This window comes from Vulcanisaeta sp. JCM 16159 (assembly GCF_001316265.1).
Classification (GTDB): domain Archaea; phylum Thermoproteota; class Thermoprotei; order Thermoproteales; family Thermocladiaceae; genus Vulcanisaeta.
Window position 1 is genome coordinate 87255 of the sequence record NZ_BBDN01000007.1, and the last position, 21292, is coordinate 108546.

21 protein-coding genes and 6 pseudogenes are annotated in these 21292 nt (G+C 44.2%); 13 read left to right on the forward strand and 14 right to left on the reverse strand.

Going from position 1 to position 21292, the window contains the following annotated elements; genetic code table 11:
- The first annotated feature begins 66 nt into the window (after positions 1-66).
- On the forward strand, positions 67-603 hold the full coding sequence (locus tag JCM16159_RS08045; RefSeq protein WP_243666372.1) for a DUF4382 domain-containing protein: 537 nt from the start codon (positions 67-69) through the stop codon (positions 601-603).
- A gap of 140 nt (positions 604-743) precedes the next feature.
- The gene (locus JCM16159_RS08050) at positions 744-1043 is read left to right on the forward strand and encodes a winged helix-turn-helix domain-containing protein (RefSeq protein ID WP_054857491.1); all 300 of its coding nucleotides are present in this window, start codon (positions 744-746) and stop codon (positions 1041-1043) included.
- Here the strand turns inward: JCM16159_RS08050 and JCM16159_RS08055 are convergent.
- Entirely contained in the window at positions 993-1556 is a 564-nt protein-coding gene (locus JCM16159_RS08055) for a MarR family transcriptional regulator (protein ID WP_243666373.1), read from the reverse strand. The genes JCM16159_RS08050 and JCM16159_RS08055 overlap by 51 nt on opposite strands.
- A gap of 130 nt (positions 1557-1686) precedes the next feature.
- Between JCM16159_RS08055 and JCM16159_RS16240 the strand changes: the two genes are divergently transcribed.
- The 6 genes and pseudogenes from JCM16159_RS16240 to JCM16159_RS08075 all read left to right on the forward strand — a co-directional run bounded on the left by JCM16159_RS16240 (position 1687) and on the right by JCM16159_RS08075 (position 6360).
- Positions 1687-2226: an AAA family ATPase gene (locus JCM16159_RS16240; protein ID WP_367834394.1), complete on the forward strand. Its 540-nt coding sequence runs from the start codon at positions 1687-1689 to the stop codon at positions 2224-2226.
- Entirely contained in the window at positions 2226-2411 is a 186-nt protein-coding gene (locus JCM16159_RS19090; protein WP_367834395.1) for a hypothetical protein, read from the forward strand. Before JCM16159_RS16240 ends, JCM16159_RS19090 begins: the two co-directional genes overlap by 1 nt.
- Positions 2402-3174, forward strand: a pseudogene (locus JCM16159_RS16245) (hypothetical protein). The gene JCM16159_RS19090 and the pseudogene JCM16159_RS16245 overlap by 10 nt, the downstream one beginning before the upstream one ends.
- Positions 3175-3251: 77 nt before the next feature.
- Positions 3252-4322: pseudogene (locus JCM16159_RS08065) on the forward strand (asparagine synthetase A).
- Between the two features lie 93 nt (positions 4323-4415).
- A pseudogene (locus JCM16159_RS08070) lies at positions 4416-5566 on the forward strand (cobalamin-independent methionine synthase II family protein).
- 254 nt (positions 5567-5820) lie between these two features.
- On the forward strand, positions 5821-6360 hold the full coding sequence (locus tag JCM16159_RS08075; protein WP_243666374.1) for a MarC family protein: 540 nt from the start codon (positions 5821-5823) through the stop codon (positions 6358-6360).
- Between the two features lie 86 nt (positions 6361-6446).
- Here the strand turns inward: JCM16159_RS08075 and JCM16159_RS08080 are convergent, their stop codons facing one another.
- The 3 genes from JCM16159_RS08080 to JCM16159_RS19095 form a co-directional block, all read right to left on the reverse strand.
- Positions 6447-7823: a hypothetical protein gene (locus JCM16159_RS08080; RefSeq protein ID WP_243666375.1), complete on the reverse strand. Its 1377-nt coding sequence runs from the start codon at positions 7821-7823 to the stop codon at positions 6447-6449.
- Between the two features lie 499 nt (positions 7824-8322).
- Positions 8323-8778, reverse strand: coding sequence for a hypothetical protein (locus JCM16159_RS08085; RefSeq protein WP_243666376.1), 456 nt, complete (start codon positions 8776-8778; stop codon positions 8323-8325).
- The gene (locus tag JCM16159_RS19095; protein ID WP_367834396.1) at positions 8763-8891 is read right to left on the reverse strand and encodes a hypothetical protein; all 129 of its coding nucleotides are present in this window, start codon (positions 8889-8891) and stop codon (positions 8763-8765) included. Before JCM16159_RS19095 ends, JCM16159_RS08085 begins: the two co-directional genes overlap by 16 nt.
- 82 nt (positions 8892-8973) lie before the next feature.
- Between JCM16159_RS19095 and JCM16159_RS08090 the strand changes: the two genes are divergently transcribed.
- Complete coding sequence (locus JCM16159_RS08090) at positions 8974-9498, forward strand: hypothetical protein (protein ID WP_054857494.1); 525 nt, start codon at positions 8974-8976, stop codon at positions 9496-9498.
- Between the two features lie 113 nt (positions 9499-9611).
- Here the strand turns inward: JCM16159_RS08090 and JCM16159_RS08095 are convergent, their stop codons facing one another.
- From JCM16159_RS08095 to JCM16159_RS16250, 5 genes and pseudogenes are all read right to left on the reverse strand, one after another.
- Positions 9612-10040: a nucleotidyltransferase domain-containing protein gene (locus JCM16159_RS08095; protein WP_054857495.1), complete on the reverse strand. Its 429-nt coding sequence runs from the start codon at positions 10038-10040 to the stop codon at positions 9612-9614.
- Between the two features lie 111 nt (positions 10041-10151).
- On the reverse strand, positions 10152-10385 hold the full coding sequence (locus JCM16159_RS08100) for a HEPN domain-containing protein (protein ID WP_054857496.1): 234 nt from the start codon (positions 10383-10385) through the stop codon (positions 10152-10154).
- A gap of 51 nt (positions 10386-10436) precedes the next feature.
- Positions 10437-12148: pseudogene (locus tag JCM16159_RS08105) on the reverse strand (radical SAM protein).
- An 18-nt stretch (positions 12149-12166) separates the two neighbouring features.
- On the reverse strand, positions 12167-12994 hold the full coding sequence (locus tag JCM16159_RS08110) for a thioredoxin family protein (protein WP_054857497.1): 828 nt from the start codon (positions 12992-12994) through the stop codon (positions 12167-12169).
- Between the two features lie 57 nt (positions 12995-13051).
- Positions 13052-13300, reverse strand: a complete 249-nt coding sequence (locus tag JCM16159_RS16250) for a hypothetical protein (protein WP_243666377.1) — start codon at positions 13298-13300, stop codon at positions 13052-13054.
- Positions 13301-13942: 642 nt separating this feature from the next.
- Between JCM16159_RS16250 and JCM16159_RS08120 the strand changes: the two genes are divergently transcribed.
- Positions 13943-15358, forward strand: coding sequence for a DNA double-strand break repair nuclease NurA (locus JCM16159_RS08120; protein WP_054857498.1), 1416 nt, complete (start codon positions 13943-13945; stop codon positions 15356-15358).
- A gap of 12 nt (positions 15359-15370) precedes the next feature.
- On the opposite strand, the gene JCM16159_RS08125 is transcribed toward JCM16159_RS08120, so the two are convergent.
- Positions 15371-15796 carry a hypothetical protein gene (locus JCM16159_RS08125; RefSeq protein WP_243666378.1) on the reverse strand — a complete coding sequence of 142 codons (426 nt, stop codon included), beginning with the start codon at positions 15794-15796 and terminating at the stop codon, positions 15371-15373.
- Between the two features lie 81 nt (positions 15797-15877).
- Positions 15878-17141 (reverse strand): annotated as a pseudogene (gene glp, locus JCM16159_RS08130) (gephyrin-like molybdotransferase Glp).
- 82 nt (positions 17142-17223) lie between these two features.
- On the opposite strand from glp, the gene JCM16159_RS16255 reads away from it, so the two are divergent.
- Together JCM16159_RS16255 and JCM16159_RS08135 are read left to right on the forward strand one after the other, a co-directional pair.
- Positions 17224-17442 carry a hypothetical protein gene (locus JCM16159_RS16255; RefSeq protein WP_243666379.1) on the forward strand — a complete coding sequence of 73 codons (219 nt, stop codon included), beginning with the start codon at positions 17224-17226 and terminating at the stop codon, positions 17440-17442.
- Complete coding sequence (locus tag JCM16159_RS08135; protein ID WP_243666380.1) at positions 17367-17687, forward strand: hypothetical protein; 321 nt, start codon at positions 17367-17369, stop codon at positions 17685-17687. Before JCM16159_RS16255 ends, JCM16159_RS08135 begins: the two co-directional genes overlap by 76 nt.
- A 24-nt stretch (positions 17688-17711) precedes the next feature.
- Here the strand turns inward: JCM16159_RS08135 and JCM16159_RS08140 are convergent, their stop codons facing one another.
- From JCM16159_RS08140 to ilvA, 3 genes and pseudogenes are all read right to left on the reverse strand, one after another.
- Entirely contained in the window at positions 17712-18314 is a 603-nt protein-coding gene (locus tag JCM16159_RS08140; protein WP_243666381.1) for a PD-(D/E)XK nuclease family protein, read from the reverse strand.
- Between the two features lie 189 nt (positions 18315-18503).
- A complete protein-coding gene (locus tag JCM16159_RS08145; RefSeq protein WP_054857500.1) occupies positions 18504-18887 on the reverse strand; it encodes a RidA family protein in 384 nt (127 codons plus the stop codon).
- A 33-nt stretch (positions 18888-18920) separates the two neighbouring features.
- A pseudogene (gene ilvA, locus JCM16159_RS08150) lies at positions 18921-20158 on the reverse strand (threonine ammonia-lyase).
- Between the two features lie 85 nt (positions 20159-20243).
- Between ilvA and JCM16159_RS08155 the strand changes: the two are divergent.
- A complete protein-coding gene (locus JCM16159_RS08155; RefSeq protein WP_054857501.1) occupies positions 20244-21242 on the forward strand; it encodes an AIR synthase family protein in 999 nt (332 codons plus the stop codon).
- The last annotated feature ends 50 nt before the right edge of the window (positions 21243-21292 follow it).

Below are 21292 nucleotides of genomic sequence, written 5' to 3' on the forward strand. Positions count from 1 at the left end.
ATTTTTCCCGGCGTATTTTTTTTAAGTAATAAAAACAAAGCAACCTATTGGTGATTTCATGAAGGGTTGGGTCATAGGGGCAATAATAGTTATAGTAGTGATAGGGGTTATTGCTACCTAGTACTTAGTGGCCATGGGATTAGTATAACGAGTGGCCTAACAAGCCAGGTATATGTCTACTTATCCGACAAGCCTGTTAAGGTTGACCACTTGTACGTAACGATAAGCGAAATCGCTTTTCATAAGGAGGGTGGTGGCAATAATACCTGGGTAACCTGTAGCCTAACGCAAACGACCTTTGACCTGGCACAGTTAGTTAATACTAGCCAACTCGCTGCCCAGTGCTCGTTAACCAATGGTACATACGATATAATACGACTATACGTTACTGGTGCTCAGGCCGTAGCCAATGGGCAAACATATAATTGCACATTACCGAGCGGTAAATTTGAAATACCCCTTGGACCAAGCCCCATTATTGTTAATGGCACTGGTTACGACGTTAATGTGGACTTTGGTGCTGTGAATAACGTTGTCATTACGGGCAATGATAAGTGCGTGGTGATCCCAGTAATTCATGTATCGATTAAGAAGCACTCATAAAGTCCCTATTAATATCAAAATCATTTAAAACAATTGCCATGTTTTGCAACCTTCTTTAAAGGTTGCAATAAGGTTGCCGTTTAGTTGCCTGTGCGCCTTTACGATATGGTTAAAGACTGTTGCAGAGACTATGTCTCTTGATGTACAGGAAGAAACCAAGGACTAGGATTGAGATATACGCGGACATACTTCTCGCTCTGGATAAAAATGGTAGCTGTAACAGGTTGAGTAGGCTTGCGATGATGGTTGGTGTGCCCTATGACAGACTAATACGCTACTTAAATGAAATGAAGAAACTAGGGCTAATTAGGTGGGAACCGTACTCAGGGGTTTACCTTACTAATAAGGGTTCAGAAACCCTGGTTAATTCTCAGGGCAATAGGGATAACCTAGTCCTTATTCTTACTGAACTTGTTCAGGGCGTTAAAACCATTATGTAAAATTAAAACATTAGTAACGCCAGCCCTCCTCCTCTCAATAACCCCCTTAGCCTCAAGCTTCTTCACAAGCCTGGATACTTGATACTTACTAAGCCCTAATTCACGCCCTAACTCCGCCTGTGTCATCATACCGCCCCTCCTACGTATTATTTGCAGGGCTCTCTTTTCTAGGGTTGATAGAGCAATACTACTTACTGCATTAACGCCATCTCCGCGGCCATCACTACCCATTACCAAATTGTCTTGGCATTCACCAGCACTCCTATACTTATTGCCCATTAATGAGGAGTAAATAAGTACTGAGGCTAGTGATGATAGTATGGCTGTTAGGACCATGCTTAATACTATATCATACGCCAGGACGGGGGTTGCAAAGGGGTGTATTGACCCGATAAACCTCATAGAGCCATCAACTTCAACAGCCATTATAGGCACCCTAAGACTTAGGAAGAGGGTGTCGTATAACTTAACGATTAGGTATATGGATAATGCCATGAGGCAATACCAGTCCATAATTTGTAATTTCTCACGGTGGTCCACTCAGTCATACGCATCACTTAGTGTATTTCCCTATAGAAACTACTTAAATTTTCTTCCTTAATGCAGGGTAAGATTTATTGGCTCAACACCATTCCACACTTTAGTGAACGTTTTCATAACATCAACAATGAGTGATTCGGGAAAAACAGTGATCGTAGGTGCACTATTAAGGATCCTTAGTACCAAGGGCTTCCATGCATCGCCGTTTAAGGCGCAGAACATGTCACTCAATAGCTACCCGTCCATTGAGGGTGGCGAGATAGCGCTGGCCCAGGCCATGCAGGCCTACGTGGCCGGCCTAATGCCCAGCATCTATCATAACCCAGTCCTAATAAAACCCATGTTAAACGACAAGGCTGAGTATATAATTCTCGGTAAGCCAAGGGCCCAATTATCCTTCAATGAGTACCTTAGTGATAATAATGCTATCCGAAGACTTGCAATAAATGCCATTAAGACCAGTATACATAAGTTAACCGAGGAGTATGACGTAATAATTGGCGAGGGTGCCGGGTCGGCCTATGAACCTAACTTAGCTAGTAAGGACTTGGCTAATTTCAGACCTGCCGAGTGGCTTGGGGCCAATGTATTCGTGGTCCTCGATATCGACAGGGGCGGTTCATTCATTCAAGACTTGGATTAATGAAAGCATTACCGCCGAGATGGAGGAGGTTAGTTAAGGGTTTCATCATCAATAAGTTTAGAGGTAATGAGAAATTACTGAGCACAGCCATAAAGTGGCTTGAGAGAAAGACGGGAAAACCTGTTCTTGGTGTTATACCTATGTTGATGATTTGTGGCTATGGCCTGAGGACTCTATGGATCTGAGACCAATTGGTAATGGGCCTCTAGACATTGCATTAATAGCCTATCCATACGTCTCGAACTTTAACGACATCTATCCGTTAATTCTCGAGGATGACATCACCGTTAGGATAGTTAGAAGCCCTAGGGAATTAGGTGAACCTCACCTAGTCATATTGCCCGGCTCTAAGAACGTGGTCGCTAGCTTGAGTGGATGAGGAGGGTTGGGCTGGATAGGGCATTAATGAGGATTAAGGGTTCAAGTGTTATATTGGGCATATGCGGCGGCTTTCAGGCAATGGGTAGGGTATTAAGTGACCCGTATGGCCTTGAGGCAGGTGTTCCAGGTAATTATGATGGGCTTGGTCTTATTAATGTCAATACTGTCTATGGTGTTGATAAGGTCGTATCATTATCAAGGGCTATTGGATTGAGGGATGGAATAGAGGGCGTTGAGATTAGGGGTTACGAAATACATAGAGGTGTTCCTCAGTACGTTGATGAGAAACCACTAATAATGATCAAGGAAAGGAATGGAAAACCCACGGAGCAAGCAGATGGGGTGTTTAGAGAGAGGGATTTAGTAATTGGGATAACACTGCATGATTCATTGGGTGACCCTAACTTTAGGAATTTTGTACTTAACATGGCTAGGGAGGTCGCTGGTTTACCTAGGCGTGATTTACGTGGATTATCAAGCATTGAATTATTGTTGAGGCAAATTGATAATTTTTCTTCGATAATAAAGAACGTATTGGATATTGACTTCATGATCAGTAATGGATAATATGATAATATATTTTCGTTAATTATTGTTATTTTTTTGGGGTATGTTTAAAAGCTACCTAAGCCTTGAATCAGCATATGAATAAGTGGCCCGAGAGGAAAGAACCGTACTTTCACCCTGCAGTACTAGAATTCGAGAAGATGGCTTCCGACCAGAGTAAGTACCTGGAGTTCCTTAAGGAATGGCTTGCTCACTCATGGAGGTGGGCTAGGGAGGATAGGTATAAACTCGTCTTTAAGGTTCAGGCCGAAATAATAGACGCGTTAAGGGACTTCCTCAACTCAAGGGGCTTTACCGAGGTCCTGGCACCAATAATAGGCCCAGTGACTGACCCAGGGATTAGGGGTGCGAAGCAAGCCACCGTGGATTTCTATGGTATGGAGTATAAGGTTATGTCGAGTGCCATACTCTATAAGCAGTACATGGCCGCGTCACTAGGCAAGATCTACTTCCTAAGCCCAAACATTAGGTTTGAACCGAATGATAGCGTCTTCACCGGTAGCACCTTGTTGAGTTTTACCAACTTGACCTTGAGGTTTACGGCGCCACCTACGACCAGGTAATCGACCTTGCCGAGGACATGATAATATACGTGATTAGGAGGGTTAAGGATAACTACGGTAAGGAGCTTGAGATAAAGCTCAATAGGCAGCTCCCAGACTTCAATAAGCCGTTTAAGAGGTATACACATAGGGAGGCTGTGGAGCTCGTTAATGAACTTGGATGTAAGAACCCGCAAAACACCGAGATTAGATGGGAATGCGAGAAGCTCCTGTCCGCCTATCACGAGAACCCGCTTTTCATAATTGATTATCCAAAGGGTGCTAGGGGATTCTACGACAGGGAGGACCACAGAGGCCTGGCATACTCAGGGACTTCGACATGCTATACCCGGAGGCTTTGGTGAGGCCATTAGCGGTGCTGAGCGTGAGTACGAACCAGTGAGAATAATAGCCAGGATGAGGGAGGGTGGTGAGGACCCAAATAAGTATAGGTGGTACCTGGAGATGCTTAGGGAGTTATACCCACTGAAGACCGCGGGCTTCGGTATTGGCGTGGAGAGACTGACAAGGTATGTGTGTGGTTTGAGGGCTGTTTGGGAGGCTAGACCTTACCCAAAGGTTGCTGGTATTGGACCGGCGCCGTGAACTTCACACCCTATAAATTCTAAATAATTAGTTGTTACTTCCGTGTTGGGCTTTGGCGTAATACTTTATAAACTAAGTAATTCGTACTAAGTAATGCAGGAGCTAACCTTCACAACGTCGGTGGTCGGTAGCTTCCCAAGGCCCAGGTGGTTGATAGAGGCCTTTGATAGGTATAATAAGGGTGAGATTAGTAAGGAGGAGCTTGATGAGTACTTGGATGATGCGGTTAAGTTGACGGTTAAGGAGGAGGAGCTCGCCGGCTTAGACGTCATAACCGATGGGGAGCAGAGGAGGACTAGCTTCGTGGCGTTCGTCGGCCAGAAAATACCTGGGTTTAAGTTGATTTACGTGACGGACATCAATCCAAAGGCGATAGATATAATGAAGCAGTACAAGGCTCAGTTGACCTACTGGAGGGCTGTGGCTGTTGAGCAGATTAGGGATGCCGTGATAGCCCTTGACGAGTTCAGGTTCACGAGGTCAGTCACAGAGAGGAGAATTAAGGTCACATTGCCAAGCCCGTACTTGATCATGTGGGAGACCTGGGACGCGAAGTACTCAAGGCAGGTATACCCGCAGCCTGAGGATCTTGCCAAGGACTACAGTAAGGTGCTTAGGCAGGAGATAATTAGGCTCAGGGACGCCGGTGTAGATTTCATACAACTTGACGAACCAATGCTCGGTGACTTAATAGAGGCCAGGGAGAACGAGCCGGACAGGTATAGGAAGGTCATTGAGGCGATACATGGGCAGAAGTACAGGGGGTTTAAGAACGAGATTTACCTGGCCAGGGACCTAATAAATGAGACGGTAAAGGGGATTGACGGTGTTAGGATCGGCATGCACATGGATAGGTGGCCAAACCCAGACTCACCATTCTACGGCATAGGCTTCGAGAGACTTGCGCCCGAGGTCTATGATATAAAGGTTAGGCAGTACGTACTTGAGTACGCAAGCCCAGGTAGTGGTGACCCGGCAGTCTTTGCTAAGGATCTGCCCAGCGATAAGGAGCTTGGGCTCGGTGTCATTGACGTTAGGAACCCGCAGGTTGAGGATCCGCAAACCGTGGTGCAGAGGGTTGAGAGGGTTGTGAAGGTTCTTGACCCAAGGAGGATTTGCTGAACCCAGATTGTGGGTTTGCGCCTGGTATGTATAGGAAGTTTGAGAGGAGGATAGCCTTCTCCAAGATACGCTCAATGACTGAGGCGGCAAAGATTTTAAGGAGGAAGTACGGCGAGAAGTGAGATAGTTCCTTTAAGTGATGAGTACGGACCGGCTCGATAAAAATGAAGAGTGCTATCCTTGCTGATCAGTTAGGATACCCATCGTCACCCATCAGCTCCCAATTCATCATCACTAATTGCCCAACACCGTAAGGGCTATAAGTAGTTTTTACGCATCATTAATTACTACACTGGTGATCAGTGAGCCGCTTGCCCCCCACTGAGCGCGTGATGATAGAGATGATTGAGTGAAAGGTTATTATAGTGATTAGGCGTTGATTATCCGTGCCTGGAGCCTAATAGACATTCTAAACATGACTGGGCAATTAATAGCGATACTTAACCCAATAGGTGCGATACCGACGCTTTCCATATACATAATAAACATGGAACCAGAACAACTAAGGAGGGTCTACCAATTAGTTGGCATTAGCGTACCCCTACTAATGGTGATATTCGCAGTCGGCGGCAGGTACATACTACAGGCCTTCGGCGTAAACCTAGACGCCTTCAGGATAGCAGGCGGCGTGTTACTCATGGGCATAGCCATGGAGACGCTAATGGCCGGTGGACCCAGGGCAGTCAGCACTGTTAAGGAGCCTGAGGAGTTCGTGCTCGTGCCAATAGTTACACCGCTTCTCGTTGGTCCGGGCACGATAACAGAGCTAATACTCTTCTCAGCACTATATCCCATTTATGAGGTCATAATAGCGTCACTACTAAGCTCGGCATTCACGTACGCCATAATTAGGTTCTCACAACCACTACTGAAGAGGTTAGGCAGTAATACGCTTAAGGTTCTGGCAGGTTCATGAGCCTAATAATAGCCGCACTAGCCATAGGATGATACTAACGGGAATAACGAACTACGTAGAATCACTGCATATTGTGTGATTTGGCCTCAGGCAACGATGTTGGTCGATGCGGAGTAACTACCCGGCGGCTCGACATAGAAGCCACTCAGTACTGGGTAGAAGGTTTGACCATTATATTGATACTGGACATTAGCGCCAATTCCTAATAAATCGCCATAATCAAACATATTTTGATTATTGATAATCGCAATAAGGCTATATGTAACACTCGTTGACTGCGTCTGCACCTCAGCAAACAACGAGGTCTCTATGCCTAGACTAAATGGTATAAGCTGAGGCTCTAGTAGGTCAATTATGGCACCGACAGGTATTGCGTAGAGGAATGGATAGTCTTGTAAGTATTCTTGCATGTAGAGATAACTATACTCATACGCTTGCCCTGCGGATGATAGATCAAACTCGTCGAAGGGTACCGTAACTATACCTACGTATTGGTTCAGAGTGTTCAATGCATTACTCACGTATTGCGTACCGACCTTATGCGTCGTATAGAGCGCGTTTAAATTCGCGCTTTGTACGTAGGTCTCATAAGCATGATAATTAGAGTTACATGAATTCACAAACTCCGCCATGCCCAGTGTACCCTGTACATAAACAGCGGCTATAGACCACTCATAACCAAATCCATCACCGGTGTAATTATAACTATAACTGAAGGATTGATAGAATGATTGACCACTAATTTCATATATGAGTTCTGTGGTTTCTGTGGCAACTGATGCGTAGAAGTATAGCGTTGTTGATTGCGTAACACCAGCACCAACATTGCCTACAAAGTTTGTGTTGCTGGTGTATTGGTCCACGGCAAATATGAGCGGTATATACGTTGTGTTCGTCTGCATACTCCAAACGAGATTCCACTGGCAGAATGGGCAGCCTAGCGGTCCTGGTGATGTTGGTATGTTTAAGGTTATCCCGTTGTTTATATTGATGGTTCCTAGCCTTTCAAGCCTTATACTTATGGTCCTATAGTTTAGGAATGGCATTGCCAATGATGCCGTGTTGAGTAGGTCCTTGGGGTTATACGTTATGAAGTAGAATCTCGAGTATAGCGTCGTCCCATTAACGTAGGTTACTACCACCTCCAGACCAACACCAGCATTACCGAAGCCCTCCTCAACCCACTCCCTGGCTATTGGGGCTATATTGCTTAACGGCACGTAGGCCTGCCCAAGCCAATTGGTCGTGCCATTCCATACCTCCACCAATGACCTCTTATGACCAGGTGGTAGTAACGCGAAGACCTGAACGTACGCGTTTACCACGGTCCTGTTTTGCGGGGTTAGGACCGTTATTGTCATGTACGGTGTAGTGGGTACACCCGTACTAAGTAACGTACCCATTAGGGATATTACGGAGATCATGACGAGGATGGGTACTAAGTACATTATTTCTCTTTTCATTATCTTTGGCATAGGTAACTCAAATTTAACTAATATATATCGGCTCGATCTATTGTAAGATTTATGACACGTAATACATTGATAAACTAAATAATATAGCGTAGGATTCTACGAGCCTACCATATAAAATTTATATTTAATCCATATTTGTAAACGAAATAAACTCAATTTAATATAAAACCTAGGTGTTCGCCTGAAGGACTACTACGTTTGTAGTGTATACATTAATCGTGACGCTGATCGGAGGCGTATTAATTGCCTATGTAATTGCCAAGCGAGGGATCACCAATATTTGCGACGCTTGCCGTGGCAGTAATAATCTCGTATAGGGACGGTCATCCACTGGGTTTCGAGGGATCCAGTTGCCAAATGTCCGAGGGTACTAATACGTACGTAGTTTCAGTACTTAAATTTATGAAACTCCACTTCCACGTATCCGGTCCTCTTTTGATAAGCTAAGGTGGTTCTAACCAACCAATTAAGTAAATATGTGTTCCCATCATTGTTGCTTCTTCCTTCCGTATAGTTTGTATGCCCTCACTATGCTGGCCACTTGAAATACCTTGAAGGCTATTTCGGAGTTGTCCTCCCACCACCAACGCTTTGCAATCTCGATAACCCTCTCAAGCTCCTCAATGCTCATCTGTTCAGGGTCCTTGGAGAACACGGACTTGATGAACTCGAGCTCCTCCTTATTAATTGGGTTAGCCCTAACCATACCAATAACCCTACTAACCTCGTTAGTCAATACCCTAACCTCATCCTGCGAGAACAAGCCCTTAAGCCCCATGTACTCAATAAGGAGTGAATTAACATTAACAACCGCTGACTTAAGCCCACTTTCTAAATTACTCATTCTACTTTCCAAATTATTCATTCTATTCTCTAAGTTCGCTACCCTATTTTCCAACCTAGTCTCTACTTCCTTAATCCTATTGCTCAATTTCTCCTCCAAATCCCTAAACCTCCAATCAATGCCCTCAAACTTCCTACCCAGCCAGTACGTGAATGAGCCAGGTAGGCTATTATCGTAACCAACAGACCAATTACATAAATAAGTTCATCCACAATAACCATTACTAACAAATCCTTAATAAACCTATCATGCCCTCAAGCAACACTTTTGAATCTAAACGCATCTTAACCCTTAATGAGTGAGCCGGTGCCAATACATGCCGAGGGCATATTCACAATGGGGGTTGATGGCGGTGTATGGGAGAACCTTATTTTTGAGTACCTGGATAAAGATCATTACTACAGGGACCTATTGAGGAATAGGGAGGGGTCGCTTAATGAGTTGAGGACTGTCATGAGGAATATGCAGGGCTTCCTGGATGAGGAGACCATTAAGATTAATGACGAGATCGTTAGGGCCAGGGTTATTGACGTTAGTCTCGGCTTTAGGGGCTCCTTTGATAGGCCCTACCTAGAGTTTTACATATACTTCAAGGGCAATTTAAGGAAAGGTATTAACAAGTATGAGGATTATTATGAGGAGGAGATTACCGAGTATGATTATGAGATTGTCTGGCTCTTCCCGCCGGGTTTCAGGATTATTGAGTATGAATTCGCTGGGGAGGGCTCGGTAATGGGTGGTGGGAACATCCTGAGACTAATCGTGAGGAAGGGCCTTAAGGTTGGTAATTATGAAAGCATTACGTTTGAAGTACCTTAAAAGTTCATAACAACGTTTTAACAACAATGGTAAAGTGATGATGATCACACCCTCTCCAGGTAAAGGGCAGTGTTTTGCTTTGTCTGTTCACTTAAAATACCTGTTTCTTACCATTACTCCATTAATGGTTTCTCAGGTATTGTCCACCAACCATTCACCCTCCTTATTATACCCTCGTTGATTGCCCTCTTGAATATTTCTCTCAATTTCTCAAAGGTTCCATCATCATGTATTACAATACCGTAGTCCAGGGCATCATACAGCGAGATCGAGCCTCTATTCATTAGTCTCTTAACCTCATCAAGCGTGTATGTAAATACCTCAAGGGCTAGCCCTAAGTCCCAACAGGCCATGAATTCACGTACCCTATCAAGGAAACTCTTCTCCGAACCTGGTATTATGATTAGTAAGTCAACATCACTATTAATCAGCCAGTCACCCCTCGCACGTGACCCAAATAATACGGCTGAGTTTATCCTGTAACCATGCTCGACCAAGCATCTGACGTACTTCCTTAACCCATTAATGATCTCCTCACCCATTCAACCACCCGAGAGACAGCCTCAACACAATGCTCAGCCTCCCTCCTTGAGTAAACCTACTTGGCACTCCATTGGCAGTGTCAGGATAGCGAGAAACCAGGTAATGAGGATTTAATCCCTTAAATCATCAAACACCTCATCAATAATTACGCTGCTGTTTCTTAACCTATTGGCTAATTCCAATAAATTATGAGTCCTTGGCGGTAATACCCTTAGCTTCTCGATTATTAATGCTTTCAAAGCCTTTTCCGCGGCCTGGTACGAGTGAAATACAGCATAATTAAGGTAACCCATTTCAAGAAGGTGTCGTGCTAATTCAAGCTCCTTAATTGCCTCCTCACGCATTTCCTATTTCACCTTAAAATTTAAGGCGTTTATACTTATTGATGGAAGTACTCATAATGTTAAGTATTTACTTAATTCGTGATTATTATTAATTATGCTCCTTAACTGCTCGTAACTTCGTATCGGCCTTGAGGCAATTATCCTATTAAGTACGTCCCTGCTCATGTTGGGACATACTTAAGTAATCGTTTCGATGCCTCATTGACATTTACAGGATATGGCACACTAATCACGGACCTGAAGCCGTGCTCCGACACGACAACGTCGATCCACCTCCCAAGCTCTACCCTTGCAGGTATGTAAATTAACAGTGGGTATGAACCGACTTGTCTCGCATATGTTCCATTTCCATAGTGAACCTCCGTGAATACCTCCTCAATACTGTACCCTTAGGCACGACTCTCTTGAGCATTTCATGGTCGAAGTACCTCCTGACCCAATATTTAAAGGCTAGAAAGTACTTCCTATGCTCCTCAGTAATTGCCGGATGTCCTCTGCCTGGTTCCATAGTGGTGTTGGTGGTAGTACAAGGACCTGCCTAATGTTAACTCTCCTGACCCAAACATCATCATTCAATAACCTCCTAAGAAATTCAATATTCAATTTAAAGGTCTCTCTTGTCTCGCCAGGCAGACCAATGACGAAGTTAATGCCGGGCAGTAGCTCAGGCATTCCATTCCAACCCCTAGCCCTACCCAACTCGCTGATTGTCTTGACCGCGAAGTAAGCCTCGTCAGGCATCACCTTAAGGTTATTCAACCTGATAACCCTTGGATCCGCGGTCTCGATACCCATCGCAGCCACGTCACCGGGCGTGTGATACTTCATTAATATCTTCGTAACTTCAATACTCTCCTTAGGCCAATGATAAATAGTGCCTGGATTAACATTGTCGATGTGCAGGGTCTCCAATTCGGGCGCCACGTTCCTAATACCAACGAGTAACTTCTCAATAGCCTCTGGATTAGGCCTTGGGAATTCCAGCTTACCCGTGTCATGGGCCATGTAAGTGTAGAAGTCGGCCTGCCTACCAAGCCTGAAGTGCCTAACCCCAAGCTGTATAACGCCTCAACCTCCTCAACAATCGCCTCAGCCTCCCTATACTTAACTGGGCCATACCTAACAGTGGCGCAGAAGGAACAGCCGCCAGTGATGTACCTTGGGCAGGACTTATACGTCTCAAGCTCAATGATCAGGTTCTTGCCGTAGTTAGGGTGTTGGGTGACTACTCGAGCACCAAGCACGGCGAATTTATTAATTAGCCCGTAGTCAACGTGCGTCAATGCGGGTGAGACCTTCGATGATTGGTAGCTATTCCTCAGTAATTCATAAACGACCAGGTCCGCATCGCCCGTGACCACCAGGTCATAATACCTCTGAAACCTACTCCTAGGAATAGCTATTGCACTACCTGCTGAACCATAACCAAACCTGGCCACTGGGCCTCCGAGGATCTTTATGGGCTTAGTAATCATGTTGGCAATCCTTTCAATCTCCTCAAGCCTTATGGGCTCGCCCCCAAGGTACTTACCAGGCGTTACAATGCCGGCTATTACAATGAGTACCCTGGTCTCATTGGCAATCTTAACAAAGCCTGCCCAATCGCCTCTGACCTGGTCTATCGTGAAGTACCTAACATCGATGGACTTATCCACGCTCCACGCGGCACCAGCGACATAACGCGGATAAACATCTAAGTAGGGCGGTACACCAAGCCCTGCCGGCTCATCCGTATACCCATCAAGTATTACTACCCTATCCATGCCTCACCAAATCATGGCTTAAGACCCCTTTATACTTTTCATGAAGCCTTCAATGACCTCGACATACTCCGAATCACTGAATATGCTTGTCTGCTCATCAATGACTTGCCTCATGTACTCATCAAACGTTCTACTCATGTAATCATAAACCCTCTCAACCTTCTCCCTAAACTTCTCATTACTGATTGGGTACGCCCTAAGGCCAACCCTGCCAAGGGCGCTTCGTATAATCATCCAGTGGGCAATGACCTCCTTACTATATAATTTCGACACCTCACCCCAACCCAGTAACTTGTTATGGAGCCAATAAATCTCCCTGGCGAAGTTCTTAGTTATCACAGCTAGGAACCTATCCTCCCTACTCCTTATGGCCTCCCTGCACGCATTAACATTGCCTAGGTACTTGCGTAGTTCATCGTATAGCTCCTCACGATCACTATACACCGATAGGTTCGTTATTGCCATTACGAATTCCTTATCCCTGAGAAAGGCATCGCAGTCCTCATTAACGTATAGCCATAATGCCGTTGCCACACTATCGAGAACGCCCCTGAAGAACCTCTCCTCAAGCTCCCTTAAGTCACCCTCGAACTTATTACCTAAATACTCACCGTCCAGTAACGCCTTGAGTCTCTTGAAATCAACTATCCCAGCGAACACTAACTCGCCATTAATGAAGATGCTTGGCACGGACCTGACGCCCCTTTCCATGGCTGTGTATGGATCCCTGGACGTATCTATCACCCTAACCCTATCCAGGTAACCCCACTGCTTCAATAACCTGATTAACGTGTGGCAGGTACTGCATGTCGGGTGTATGAATACCTCAATGTTTTGGGTGTTCACAGTTCCGTGGTCAATTAAGCCTTGTTTTTAAGGTAATTGCGGTTTTTACTGAATTTTTCAGCCTGTCGCATTTATGCCGAGCTTATTGAGCAATGATGTTGCATTACTGACTAGGTAGGTTCCATCTTGGACGCTGGTTGCCTGTAATACCTGTGTCATGTTTATAGTTATCTGTTGTCCATTAACGTTAGATGAACCATACATACTTAATTCTATTAGGAGTGGTATCCCATCCTGTGTCATGCATACTTCGCCCATTATATTTATTGGTAATGAACCAAGGCCGGCTTCTATCGCAATGGGCATTATGGAACCTAGTGTTGTTGAGTTTCTTGATATGTAGCAGTAGCATTATAGCCAAGTAATTTTTGCGTGCCTGCGTATGTGAATTTTGAGTAATTGATAATGGGTAACATAAGACTTATCAGGTTAAAGGTTTGATTAATTGGGGAACAACCGGCGCTAGTGGGTCCAGCCGTGCAAAATATTGTTGTTCCATTACTTAATTTCGCGGTTACCATGTAAGCGCCCATTTGCGGATAGCTTGACGAAATGACAAAGATGTATCTGTCAGTGATTCCTTTTTGACTATATGTAAGGATGCCACTTTCCTTACTATTTTGATTTAATATGTTATAGTAAATGTAATAACTATAACTAGCTGTATAGGTGTTGTTACTTGTTCGTGCAAGCAATTCATTTAGGCTTGGATGTGTTTGAGGTACTACGACGATACCTATTACCACTATGGCCACCGCTATCACGGCTATTATTACGTATTTCATATTCATAACTAATGACCATAACTTTCCACACATGCCTATTAATAAATATTTACTATAATGTAATGCCGCCTTATGGCGCTCAGGTATTGCATTAAAACTTACACTGTACTCAGTGGTATATTAATAAGCAAAAACTATTATAACATTGAACCATTAATGCTTAGTGGCCGACATATTCTACGATATTTACTATAAACGATTAATCGAACTTAACGGAGCTCACGGTATGAGGAGGATTAATGCAACACATGATATGTTGAGTAGGATAATCAATGCCAGTGATATTAAGGATCTCTGGAAACCCCTCCCAGTACTTAATAGGACCAGTGATGCTAAGGCTGTCGCTGTTGATGGTGGTGTTAGGGAGCTTGAGCTTAGGGATGGGAGCGCCATAGTAATTGCGAGGGCTATTGCGGTTAATAATGCCGGTGAACAACCGACCAGAGACGTCATTGTGAATTGGGTACCAGTATTCACGCCATCTATTAAGTGGGTATTATTGTCATACATAGAGAGCGAGGTTGCATTAAGGGCAATAACTGGCGGTAGGTACAACTTTCTATTGCTGGATGGTAGTTTATACGCTAAGATTACGGCATTGATTCACGAACTCATCTTAACCAAGGGATTCCTGGATCTCTATTACATACCTGAGGTAATAAGGGCCTTAGAAAGTCTGTATAATTTGCTTGACAGGGCTAGGGAACTAGGTGTTAATATTATTTTTGTAGCCAAGGACTCCAAGTTGAAGATCTTTAAGGACTACATATTGTTTAAGGCCCTTAAGGAGATCATACTTAGTGATGCGCCTTTTATCAATGTTAGTAAGGAGTTACTTGATGTACTTAATAGGGGTATTGATTGGTATAGCATTGTCTGGATCAGGAATTATAGGAATAAGTTATTGTCATTGGCCAAGAACTATAATGGCGTTCATAAGGACTTGATTAGGATTGGCATTAGGATGGTGCTTAGTCAGTCGATATCCGATGTGATACTTCTGGAGGAATTGGCTAGGGGGCAGGGTATCAGGATTGGAACGACTAGAAGACTGTTGATTGGTGCCATGGATGCGTACCTAAACCATAAATCATTAACTCAGGTGGATAATCTCCTTAAGTTCATTAAAGATAGGATTGAGGATAGTGAGGGGTTAAGGACTGTTGATGATTACGGTAACCTAGACATCGCCGATGAACTGAACAGGGTTAGGAGGGTATTGGTGAATTTTCCGAGGATAGTGATGACGTATGTTAAGTTCCATGAAAGCGATAGCCCAATTACGGTCGAGATACCGTATTATGATTGGCCAATGTTTAATCAGGGAGTTCCCTGGAAATTATTTTATGATAAAATAGACATTAATGATCACTTAAACTTATTAATGAGTATGTATAGAGATCCAATACATTATAATAAATTGCTTTGGCTTGCCCATGAGTATGCCAACTTCGGTGAGGATCAATTCCTTGAGTATGTAATGGCAGCTGTAAATAAGTTAAAGATACAAACAAAGAGGAGGTTTGGTATGGCATTTAATATTGATTTAAATCCTCAGCCCGAGGAAGCCCAGGATTAATTGTCAATTGCCTTAGAAATGAATAAGGTATCTGATTACTCCTCTATAGCCCGCAAGTCTTATGATGTCTATCTCAACATAGCTTACGTACTTAAATGCTATAATTTTAAGGAAGTTCTTAATACCATTCACATGGATATAGACTGAGTATATCACGTTGCCTTTATTCTCCATGGCCGTGCCGTCAATCTCATTACTGAGTAGGTCTGGTAATTCAAGTTCGTTGTATTGCCATGGATCAGCATCAAGCCTTATTGCATATAATTTCTCAATTGTTTTTCTACCAAGCTTTAACTCATTTATCTTATTCATTATGACCTTCTCATCAACATTGAGCGGCAAGGTTAGGTACGTTATTTCCTCATTAACAAAGAACTTGTGCGGAGGCACCCTAAATGAATTAACCTCCACACCATCTATGGTTTCTTTAACCTTCACTGATTGTCTTAAGTATTCAGGAATTGAAGATGACATTGCCTTCAAAGGGAGGACTAAGTAGGCTAGATTAAAAAGCTATCTTTATCGTGTCTCATCTACGAATAATGGCCTAATTAATGCGATCTCAACCTCATCACCCTCATCAAAACCCTCCCTATTCTCAGGAACAACTAGGATCCCATTACCCCTAACCAAAGTACTAAGTATGCCACTACCCGTCAATGCCAATGGCTCAACATAGACCCTACCATCCCTACCCAGGTAGGCCCTAACCCTAACGAAAGACCTAGTATTAACAGGAGTTGAAACCCTCCTAGTTAAGACCCCCTTAATGACTGGTTTGGGATCATCAATGGCACCCATCATGTGCAGCAAAATAGGTCTTACCAATACATCAAAACCAGTCGCCGCAGCCACGGGAAAACCACTAAGCATGAAGACGGGCTTACCATTAACCACCGCTATACTATTTGGTCTTCCAGGCCTGATTGAAAGTCCATGGTTTAAATACTCAGGGTTTAACCTTGACACGGCCCTTATGGTATAATCGACCTTACCCACGGATACTCCGCCCGTCGTAATTACGGCATCGTAATCCTTAAGGGCATTACCCACAGTCCTCGCAATCTCATCCTCATTATCACCAACAATGCCCAAGTAATTCGGTTCACAACCAAGGGATTTAAGTAATCCCTCAATCACGAACCTCGAACTATTAATCACCCTGCCAGGCGGTGGCCCATTAACTGGTACATCCGTTACCTCCACGAGTTCATTACCGGTGCTTATTATTGCAATCCTCGGTGAGAACACTTTAACTCTGTAAACACCCATCGATGCCAGAACCCCTAAATCCCAGAAGAATCTTCATCCCCCTCCTATACATCACCTCATTTGCCCTAACATCCTCCCCCCTCCTTGATATGTTGCCCATGGGTGGTACGGGTCTCAGCACCTCAACGTAATCGCCAGACCTACGTGTATCTTCGTACATGACCACGGCATCCGCGTTGACGGGCAATGGAGCGCCTGTACTTATCTCAACTGCCTCACCTGGATTTAATGAGTACTTACCTGGGTCATCACTGACAGCCATGAATCCCACGACCCTAAGCGTTATTGGGTTTGTTGGCGAGGCACCAAACGTGTCCGCACTCCTCACGGCGTATCCATCAACTGCAGACCTGTTGAATCCAGGTACGTCAAACCTAGCCGTTATATCCTCGGCAATGTACTTATTCAGCGCCTCGCTTAGGGTTACCTCGATTATCCTGGGTACATGCCTAATGTGCTTAATGACCTCATTAAGTACCTGGTCTATGGTCTTCGTAGCCTTGAATCCCATGCTAAAGCCTAGTGTTTATATGGCATTTAACTTTAATCAGGTTATTAAAATGGCTTAAAAATGAGGGTTATGCAATAATTACGTGAGTTCCACCTACCTAAGGATGCCGCCTAGGATTAAGGTTCTCGAGGCTCTTGGGGCCCTTGCCGATGGTAGGGTTGAGGTGATTAATGATAAGGAGGCGGTGGTTAAGTCCTCTGATGGTACGAGGTGTATAAGGTCTATGTGGATGTTTCCAGGAGGGAGGTTGATAGTACAGATAATGGAACAGTACATAGGGGCTACATTGGTTACCCAATAATCTCGTTCCTAATGCTTAAGAAGTTATTGCCGATTAATGAAGGATTAATGCAGTCATTGAAGGGCATACCCTGGAGGAGGTTAAATGAGGAGTATAGAAGCTACGCCAGGGTTATGGAAGTGATAATTAAGGATAAAGGGCTGAGTGAAAGTGAGGTGAATAAGTACATTGACCAGGTATTATCAGTGCTGAGGCGCATGAACCTAAAGCGGGTTCAAAAGTACAACGAGGTTATTGAGGAGTAAGAAGGGGATGATGGACTTAGGCTTTCACTGCATTGGGCCGTAGATCCTGAATGGGCACTTACCGTTAAACTCACATACAGCGCATTTACCAATTGATGGCGCAGCCCTAGGTTCCCTACGCATTAGCCAATAATCAAGGGCCCACCTAAGGTGTGCCTCTATTGACCTGTCGAATTCATTAATGTACATAGTGTAGTCCCTAAACCTGACCTTGGCCGGCAACTCTACGGCACTCATTAGGTACTTAATTGCGTTGGAGAATATATCCCTACGTAGTTTCTCCGTAATACTCACATCACGCTTCATCTTCACCACCATAACGAGGGGATCAACGCCTAAGCCCAGCTTGTTAATTAGGTATGCATACAACTGTGCCTGTACATACTCACTATCAAATAACCTATCCAACCACTTATTGCTCGTCTTTAACTCAATGACCGCCTTGGCGATACCCCTCCTAAACACTACGGCATCTGGTATGCCAATTATGTTAATTCCGCCTATATTAATCATTAATGGTAACGTCGCAACTACAAACTCATTACTCTTGACTTCATTAATGAACTCCTCCTCATTAACTCTCCTACCCCTGAATACCTCGTCATGAATTATTATACCTGTTTCCATGGCTGGAGTTTGAACTTTGCCTTCAATTATTGACAAATGTAACTTATATTCACAATAAAGTTGTTGGGCTATTTCAGAGACGGTTACGTGATCCCGACTAAACCTAATAACCGAGTTGTTCACAAAGATACACTGGTTAATTCTCTAATCATTAATAAGAATAATGTATAATTAAATTGATTTAATTGCCTAATCCTTAACGGCTATAACGGATATCTCCACCAAAGCACCGCTGGGTAAATTACTCACCTCAACAGTAATACGTGCTGGCGGGCTTTCCCTGAAGTACCTTGAATAAACCTCATTAAACTCTGAGAACTTGCTCAAGTCCTTGAGTGCTACAAAGACCCAAGTAACATTGTTTAGTGAGTAACCGGCGGCCTCGAGTATGGCCTTAATATTCTCGAGAACCCTCTCAGTCTGTTCCTTAATGCCGCCCTTGACTAACTGTCCCGTGGATGGATCAATGGGTATCTGCCCACTGACGAATAGGAAGTTGCCAACCTGCACGGCCTGTGAGTAAGGACCTATTGGTTTTGGCGCCTTCTCCGTAAATACCGTTGCCCTGGGCATTACTAGGGGAATAATGCCATGTACTTTAAAGCATTATGGTTTCTCAATATTAAAGTTAAAGCCGAGCTCCCTAAGCCTATTGATGACCTTACCTGCGGCATCCTCCTCAGGCGGTAGTTCCACGATGAATGAGACCTCCGCGTAGCCTGGCGTTATTGTTGGGTCGAACCTCTCATGGAAAACATCAAGCACGTTAACCCCTAATTCGCCTAGGGTTGTCGTGACCTTACCAAGCATGCCCGGCCTATCCGGCAATAAACCACTTATCTTCACAATCCTGCCCTCGAGGGCCAACGCCTTACTAATTACCCTGAACAGCATACTCATGTCAATATTGCCACCACTTACAACAGCAACCACATTACCACTAACCTTAACCTTATTACTTATCAGGGCAGCCACACTGGCGGCGCCGGCGCCTCCGCTATGACCTTCACGCTCTCGGCTATAGTGAGTATTGCCTTAGCAATTTCTAGGTCATTTACCAGGACTATATCATCGAGCAATTCACTCATTAATTTGAAGGTTAGGTCACCAATCCTCTTAACGGCTATGCCATCAGCTATTGTATCGACTCTCTCCACGGTAACTATCTTACCACTTTTAAGGCTTAGGTAGGCCCCTGGCGCACCCTCGCTCTGTACTCCGATCACCCTAACCTTAGAATTAACGGTCTTAATCACGGATGCAATACCTGAAATTAAGCCTCCACCGCCAATCGGTACAATTACGTAGTCGATATTATTAAGGTCCTCAAGTATTTCAAAGCCTATAGTTCCTTGACCAGCTATTACATCAGGGTCGTTATAGGCATGTACGTAGTAAGCCCCTAATTCTTTCGCCAACTTTGTGGCGTAATCCTCAGCCTCGCTATATGACTCTCCATGAAGTATCACGTCAGCTCCATACTTCCTGGTCCTCGCTATCTTAATCCAGGGGGTGTACTGTGGCATGACCACCGTTGCCTTAATACCAACCAAACTTGCTGAGTATGCCACGCCCTGTGCATGGTTACCCGCTGATGCTGTGACAACATGCCCAGCACCAAGTCTATTAGCAATATTATTAATTGCGAAATAGGCGCCCCTAACCTTAAATGACCCAGTCTTCTGAAGAGCCTCGAGTTTTAACCAAACATTTGCACCAGCTATACCGCTTAATGTCTCAGATCTTATCAACGGCGTTCTATGTATAAGGCCCCTTGCCTGTGCGTCCTTAATTACCTTCAGCGCCTCGAGAGATCTCTCGTATATTTCACGTGGTGTTGTCATCTCTGGTCAATACGTTAATCATCTATATTAACCTTACTTACCTTAACCTGAACCCTTAAATGACCCCTGAACAAAAACCCCAGTAATGGTTAAGTTAAGTAATGATGCTCTAAGGAGGATTATTTTTACGAACCTAGGTATTGATGATGGAGACGTCATAATTGGTCCTAGGGTTGGCGAGGACGCAGCAATAGTGAAGGTTGGCAATAAGTACATGGCCGTACACACTGACCCAATAACGGGCGCTGTTGAGGGCATTGGCTGGTTTGCGATAAATATCGTGGCAAACGACATAGCGGTTAGGGGTATTAAGCCAAGGTGGTTTCTCCTGACCTTGTTATTACCGCGTGATGTTGATGAGGATGGTATTAAGGCAATAATGTCTGATGTTAATAAGGCACTCAGTGAACTGGATGGTTCATTAATTGGAGGTCACACTGAGTATACACCGGGTATTGATAGGGTTATTGTATCAACCACGGCCATAGGCATTGGCGATCGCTATGTAACAACCTCAGGGGCTAAACCAGGTGATTTGGTCCTTGTTACTAAGTACGTGGCTTTAGAGGGAACGGCCGTGCTGGCCAGCGATTTTACGGATGAATTATTAAGTAGGGGTGTTCCCAAGGAGGTTATTTATAGAGCAAGGAATTTACTTAGGGAGATAAGTATTGTTAAGGAGGCCCTTGAGCTAGCCGATATTGCGAATTCAATGCATGACCCAACCGAGGGCGGTTTACTTCAGGGGTTACTTGAGGTTGCCGAGGCCAGTAATGTGCGGTTAAAGATTGATGTGGATAAAATACCCATATTACCGGAGACAAAACAAATATTTAACGCATTGGGTATTGATCCCCTTAAATCCCTAAGTTCCGGAATGCTTATAGCCACTATACCGAGAGAGCGAATGCAAGATGCAATTAGTAGGCTAGGTAGATTAGGTGTTAATTATTCGGTAATTGGTGAGGTTACGAATGGAGAACCTGGTGTTGAATTGATTAGTGGTGGTGAGGTAGTGGGGAAAGTTCGTGGATTCATTACTGATGAGGTTATGAAATTATGGCATGGGAGGTACGGCAAGTAAATACACCACTGTTGAGTTTCATATTTAAATATATGAATATAATGTACATA

Excerpts from the sequence above, each read along its gene's own strand:
- JCM16159_RS08145 (WP_054857500.1), bottom strand. The coding sequence starts at position 18,887 with ATGCCCAGGGCAACGGTATTTACGGAGAAGGCGCCAAAACCAATAGGT.
- JCM16159_RS08155 (WP_054857501.1), top strand. The coding sequence starts at position 20,244 with ATGGTTAAGTTAAGTAATGATGCTCTAAGGAGGATTATTTTTACGAAC.
- JCM16159_RS16250 (WP_243666377.1), bottom strand. The coding sequence starts at position 13,300 with ATGCCCATTGCGATAGAAGCCGGCCTTGGTTCATTACCAATAAATATA.
- JCM16159_RS08095 (WP_054857495.1), bottom strand. The coding sequence starts at position 10,040 with ATGGGTGAGGAGATCATTAATGGGTTAAGGAAGTACGTCAGATGCTTG.
- JCM16159_RS08090 (WP_054857494.1), top strand. The coding sequence starts at position 8,974 with ATGAGTGAGCCGGTGCCAATACATGCCGAGGGCATATTCACAATGGGG.
- JCM16159_RS08055 (WP_243666373.1), bottom strand. The coding sequence starts at position 1,556 with ATGGACTGGTATTGCCTCATGGCATTATCCATATACCTAATCGTTAAG.
- JCM16159_RS19090 (WP_367834395.1), top strand. The coding sequence starts at position 2,226 with ATGAAAGCATTACCGCCGAGATGGAGGAGGTTAGTTAAGGGTTTCATC.
- JCM16159_RS08050 (WP_054857491.1), top strand. The coding sequence starts at position 744 with ATGTACAGGAAGAAACCAAGGACTAGGATTGAGATATACGCGGACATA.
- JCM16159_RS08100 (WP_054857496.1), bottom strand. The coding sequence starts at position 10,385 with ATGCGTGAGGAGGCAATTAAGGAGCTTGAATTAGCACGACACCTTCTT.
- JCM16159_RS08080 (WP_243666375.1), bottom strand. The coding sequence starts at position 7,823 with ATGAAAAGAGAAATAATGTACTTAGTACCCATCCTCGTCATGATCTCC.
- JCM16159_RS08140 (WP_243666381.1), bottom strand. The coding sequence starts at position 18,314 with ATGGAAACAGGTATAATAATTCATGACGAGGTATTCAGGGGTAGGAGA.